The organism is uncultured Campylobacter sp., assembly GCF_937890585.1.
Taxonomy (GTDB): Bacteria; Campylobacterota; Campylobacteria; order Campylobacterales; family Campylobacteraceae; genus Campylobacter_A.
This window is the reverse complement of sequence record NZ_CALACG010000387.1, coordinates 1-6,124: the sequence shown is the minus strand read 5'-3', so window position 1 is coordinate 6,124 and position 6,124 is coordinate 1. Positions and strand designations below refer to the sequence as shown.

The 6,124-nt window shown below is 39.8% G+C and carries 3 protein-coding genes; 1 reads left to right on the top strand and 2 read right to left on the bottom strand.

Annotated elements, in window-relative coordinates; genetic code table 11:
• Window positions 1–555 precede the first annotated feature (555 nt).
• Complete coding sequence (locus Q0296_RS11345; protein ID WP_298040669.1) at window positions 556–753, top strand: hypothetical protein; 198 nt, start codon at window positions 556–558, stop codon at window positions 751–753.
• Window positions 754–829: 76 nt separating this feature from the next.
• Here the strand turns inward: Q0296_RS11345 and Q0296_RS11340 are convergent, their stop codons facing one another.
• A complete protein-coding gene (locus Q0296_RS11340) occupies window positions 830–3,562 on the bottom strand; it encodes a hypothetical protein (protein ID WP_298040667.1) in 2,733 nt (910 codons plus the stop codon).
• Window positions 3,563–3,781: 219 nt separating this feature from the next.
• Complete coding sequence (locus Q0296_RS11575; protein ID WP_366939761.1) at window positions 3,782–6,022, bottom strand: molybdopterin-dependent oxidoreductase; 2,241 nt, start codon at window positions 6,020–6,022, stop codon at window positions 3,782–3,784.
• Window positions 6,023–6,124: the final 102 nt, after the last annotated feature.

The following is a 6,124-nucleotide window of genomic DNA, read 5'->3' as shown; positions in this document are numbered from 1 at the left end:
GTAATTTCATCAAATCTCTAGTGCTCAAAATAGGTGCCATATTGGGTGCCATCTATTTAGACGTTTCTAGCAATTTCAATAAACCCGTATAAAAATTTATAACATCGTATTTTATGGCTTTATACATCAAAATAAATCTTAAGAAATACTAGGCAGTTCGATTCTGCCTCTAACCACCATTTAAACTTTCCTTAAGTATTAATCCTTTTTTTTAATTCTATTCATTTGTGTTATAGTGTTTTTTAAGCAATTAGGGGTCTTAGGATTCTTTTTGTTTATTAGGGTTTTTAAAATACCATAAAACAGCACTTGAAAGGAAAAATATGGCAAATATATCAAGAGCAAATCTTTTAGATAAGGATATCACAAATTTAAACGGTGGCTAGAGACAGCTGGTCTTCATAGCAAGGGCGCTAGCGCAAGAGTACAGCACTATCATACTAGATGAGTCAACCAGCGAGCTAAACTTTAAAAATTAAATTTTATTTTGGTAAATTTACAAAAAATTTCAAAAGACCCAGCCGTTCTGTCTGCACACATGATCCAAACCACGCCTTGTGGTTTTGCGATGATATCATTGGCTTAAAAAAAGGCAAAGTCGTAGTTAGCGGCAAAAGCAGCGAAGTGACGAATAAAAAGAATTTACGCCTCATCTACGATAGGGAGTGTAAAATTTTAGAGCAAAACGAGATCAAATTTATCACTCCAGACCCAAAACTATTTGGTACAAAAATGATTTTTTACTTAGTATAAAGACAAGCTATGTTTTAAATTTAAAAAGGCACCCAGCCTAAGCCAGGTGTCCAAAAAGCCTAAAGCTCTTTAAATTTTAGAAATCAGTTTTGATCTCATTGTTGATCTGGATATATATAGTTTGGCCACTTTCAGTAGTTCCTTCATATGCTGTATAACCGCTATCGGCTTTAACATCGTGTGTAGCTTTCCAGTTTCCACCTTTAACAGTATCGCGATTGTCACCGTCTATTTTTAGAATAGTGTTTTTGTTGTCAGTGATATCTAATACATCATCAGCTCTGATAGTCATATCTACAGCATTACCGCCGCCTTTGCCTAGATCGATCCTTTCAAAGCTGCTAATCTTGCCATCAAGACCATTTACATTGCTAAAGTCAATACTATCTTTAACAACAAGCGTATCATATCCATTTCCGCCGTCCATCACTCTTGCGTCCTTATGGAAAACGATAGTATCATCGCCTTCGCCGCCCAATAGAGCGTCACGGCCACCTTTGCCGTCTATGTAGTCATTACCTCTACCACCCAATATAGCGTCATTTTCAGATGTACCATTGAGTGTATCGCCATTCATAGTGCCATATTTGATATGATCAAATCCTGCGATACCATCTGTCTTGATGGTAGTTGTAGCACTTACACTATCGCCATCTGCGTCTGTTACGCTATATTTGATATCTATGTTTTCTGCATGGCCAGCTTTTGCCAGACTTGCTTCTGGTCTATACTCGTATGTACCAGTAGCCATATCTATAGTGATCTTGCTATTTGAAACTAACGTAGCTGTAAATTCTGAGCCATCATGAGAACCGCTCTCGCCACTTATTGTATAGCTACCCTTACTTGCATCATAAGTATATGTTTTTACACCAGCAGCAGTATCTAAAGTGATAGTTACAACTCCATTGATATCTGCACCATACTCCATAGATGTTGAACCACCAGGATTTTCAGCAGGTCTTAGAGTATCCATGATATTGCCTTTAAAGCTCTTAGTAGGAAGTGCTAGCTCTGCAAAATCTTTAGCATCTATATCTTTTCTTTCTACGCCGTCATATGAGATCGGATCAAGTTTATCCAGTTTTGCATCTTTGCCAAGTGCAAATGATTCGGCTATTACTTTATTGTTAATCAGCCAATTTTCCCATGCTGCCTTCTCATCGTCATCTATACCGTGGTTGGTTTTGACACGATCAGTTATATCGCCCTTATAGTGACCACCTTTATTGTATAAATAAAACTTACTACCAGTTGATTCTGTTGTGATGCAGTCACCCTCTCCATTAGCTTTATATGCATATTTATCACCGTCATACACCCAAGTTTTATTTTTATATACGATACTAGCTCTATTTTCAAGGCTACCAGGGGCACCACCCACCCTAGAGTCAGACATAGTTGGTTCGCCGTCAGAAACAAAGTGGAGTCTATTTTCTACATCCGCACCAGCTATCTTACCAGATTTACCGAAAGTATCTTTTGCTTGTGCCAAGGCTGCATCATAGTTTGTGCCATCTTTCATATCATCTATAGGCAAGTTAACAGAGGCTGAAATGTTATACTCTCCCTGATACCTAACTTTTAATATAAAATTACCATCATTATCCAGTACAATACTACTATTTTTATAGTAGTTACCATGAGTTCTATATTCACCATTGGCATCTTTAGTCCATATGTAGTTATCATATTTTATACTATCACCACCAAAATATTTGTCTACAAGCGCTTTAGCTTCAGAGATACTCATCCATGTTTTACCGCTGGTAGATCTAAGCTCTTGAGCCTCACCTGCAAATGCAACCATGCAAACTTTAACATTTTCATCACCTTTTAATGAGTACTGATTAAGTAAGTTCATCACACCTTCATGAGCTATCTCTAAACGAGTTTTTTCTACCAATACTGGTCTATCCAGATCGTCAACCCACTTGCCATTTTCAAATTTTTGCTCGTATAACTTTTTACCATTTGCATCTACTGCTTGAGTCTGGCTCTTAAAGAACATACTACGCGAGAAGTCAAGAACAAGTGTGACGTTGCTTCTAGGCTGTTCAAATCCAACAAGAACATTTTCAGTGCTATCACTAGCAATGTAAGGCGAGTCATCTTGGATATTTATCTCTATAGTAGACTTAGCTGTCGCACCATGATCATTTGTTACTTTTATAGGTAGGTTAGCTGTAACTACATCTTCGCCATTGCCAGCAGGATCGTGATCTACTGGTTTTTCTAAGACAACTTTAGTAGCACCTGTTGCTTTATCTAATGTAACTTTGAGCACAGTCTCGCCGCTAGTCTCTTTAATACCGACAAGAGTAGCAATATTTGTACCCCCACCGACAGCAGGAACGCTCTTCCATATCACTTTTTCGCCGCCAGAAGTTAGATGACTATCTGTACCATCTTTAACATCAAACTCAAAAGCTACGTTTGTTGTACTAGTTACATTTATAGGCTTGCTGTCCTCTACAGAATCCGTAGTGTCTTTTGTACCTTTACTATCTTTAATACCACCAGGAAGCCCCTCTTCAGATACATTTAGACTTACTTTTGCGTCTATGGTTATATGGTCAAATTTAACTACATACTCATTCTCAGCAGTGATATCTTTGTGGTTATTTTGTTTATCTTTAGCATCATAAGTAGCCTCTATCTTACCTGTCTTATTAGCTTTACCATCTGTAAAGTCTTCAGTTCTTACATCTAGCTCATACTTATACTTGCCATTACCAAGATCCTCAGTAATCTTAGCATCACCAATCTTTTTACCACCTACACTAATAGCTATCGTATCGTTAGCCATATCTACTACGATATCTTTACCTACTATTAGCTCACCTACTATCTTCTCACCATCTTTACCATCATGAAGCTCTTTTTCAGTGATGATGTTATCATTACCATCTGCAGTTTTTAGCTCTACATTGATATAGACATCATTCTCATCTACTTTATCTTTATAAAAAATATAGACAAAAAAGACACTTAAAAAATTTTAAGGGCATTTCTGCCCTTAAATTTATTATCTTGTAGGTGAAAGATATGGTTTTTCAGAGTGCATAGCCATCTCATTTTCTTTTCTAAATGCTATATACTCTTCTTCGCTTAGTTTTTTGATATTTGCTATCGTTATCTTAAGTGGTGTGATGCCGGAAAGTGGGTCGTGGTCTTGCGCGTTTGCAAGCTCGTTGCCATCGGCCTCGCTGTAGTGGAAAGTCGTAAATATCGTTCCCTCTCTAAGGTCTTCATTTATGCGAAGTTTTGCTGCGATCCTGCCGCGTTTGTTCTCGACTAAAGCGTAGCAGCCTTCTTCTAGCTCCCTCTCTCTTGCGATATCAGGGCTTACTTCTATTAGCGGACCTTCAATGCCAGCGCCGTACTCTAGCGGTGAGCACTCTCTTGTCATCGTACCTGTGTGGTAGTGATAGACCTTTCTACCTGTTGTAAATAAGCAAGGATAGACCTCGTCTGGCACTTCGCTTAGCGCGCCAGTTCCGACTGGATAGCCATCTGGTATATTCATCCTAGCTCTAAATTCAGCCTCAACCTCTGAGCGTTTGTTTTTATCATCAGCATAAAGCACCGGCACTAGACGGAATTTACCGCTTGGTAGCATTGATTTATGATCGGTGTATAGGACTGGTGTGCCTGGATGATCTTCATCAGGGCATGGCCAGCTGATACCGCCAAGCTTTTCAAGTCTGTAGTAGCTGATACCGCCAAAGAATTTAGGCATTAGCTTTCTAAGCTCGTCCCAAACCTCTTCTGCGCTTAGGAAGTCAAATCCCTCAAGTCCCATTACTTTTGCGATGTTGCAAACCACTTTCCAGTCAGGCTCGACACCAGCTACTGGCTCGCTTGCCTTTCTAGTGCGCTGAACGCGGCGAGATGTGTTGATAAATGTACCATCTTTCTCGCCCCAACCAGCCGCAGGTAGGACTATATCGGCTTTTTGAGCGCTTTCAGTGAAGAATAGATCTTGTACGATAAAGCAGTCTAGGTGATGTGTAGCGTGGACGAAGTGCTCTGTCCAAGGGTCGCTCATGACTGGGTTTTCGCCGTATACGTAAAGCACTTTTAGCTCGCCGCTATCCATTTTATCAGGTGCATATGTGAGCTTGAAGCCTGGTACTGGGTTTAGCTCAAAGTGCCAAACTTTGCGTGCTTGCTCTTGTGCATAAGCGCTATTTACTGGGCCTGCTGGGATGACGTTAGGAAGTGCTCCCATGTCGCATGCGCCTTGGACGTTGTTTTGGCCACGAAGTGGATTTACGCCAGCACCTTTTTTGCCTAAATTTCCTGTTAGTACAGCTAAATTTGATAGTGAAAATACGTTTGATGTGCCGTCGGTAAACTGAGTGATACCCATGGTGTAGCAAATAGCCGCAGTGCCAGCCTTGCCGTAAAGTCTAGCAGCCTCAATGATGAGCTCTTTTTTCACACCAGTCTCATGCTCAAATCTCTCAGGCGTGAAGTCTTTTACCGCCTCTTTTAGATACTCAAAGCCCTCAGCGTACTTCTCTATAAATTCGTTGTCTTGTAAATTTTCAGAGATTATGACGTTCATAATCGTATTTAGCGTTTTGATATTTGCGCCAACTGGAATTTGTAAGTAAACGTCGGCTTTTTTAGCCATATCTGTGCGTTTTGGATCCACGACGCTCATCTTCGCTCCACGCTCCAAGCCCCTTTGCATCTGCATAGCGATGATAGGGTGGCACTCACTTGTGTTGGTGCCTATTAGCAAGAACACATCTGTATCAGTCGCAAACTCAACAAGATCATTTGTCATTGTTCCGTTTCCAAGGGTGCTGGCAAGACCTGCCACTGTTGGAGCGTGTCAAAGACGAGCGCAGTGATCTACGTTGTTACTTCCTAAAGCACGAAAGAATTTTTGAAATACATAGTTGTCTTCGTTGTTTGAACGAGCAGAACTAAAGCCCATGATAGAGTTTGGTCCGTATTTCTCGACACTGTTTTTAAATGTCTTTCCTAAGAATTCATAAACCTCATCAAAACTTACCTCTTCAAGTTTGCCGTGTTTATTAAACTCACCATTTAATTTTCTCATCATAGGTTTGGTTAAGCGTTTTGGAGAATTTACAAATTCCCAACCAAACATTCCTTTTAAGCACAACTCACCGTCATTTACATGATGGTTGTCTGTTGGCTTTGCATCAACAATCCTACCGTTTTCCACGATAAGATCTATGCCACAACCAGTTCCGCAATACGGACAGGTTGTTTTAACTACCTTTTGCATAGTATTCCTTTCGAATAATATTTCACGATTTCGCGTTATTATATTCCTTATAACATAAAATAAAATTTTTGTCAAGAGCTCTGCAAAAAATCGCACATAAAT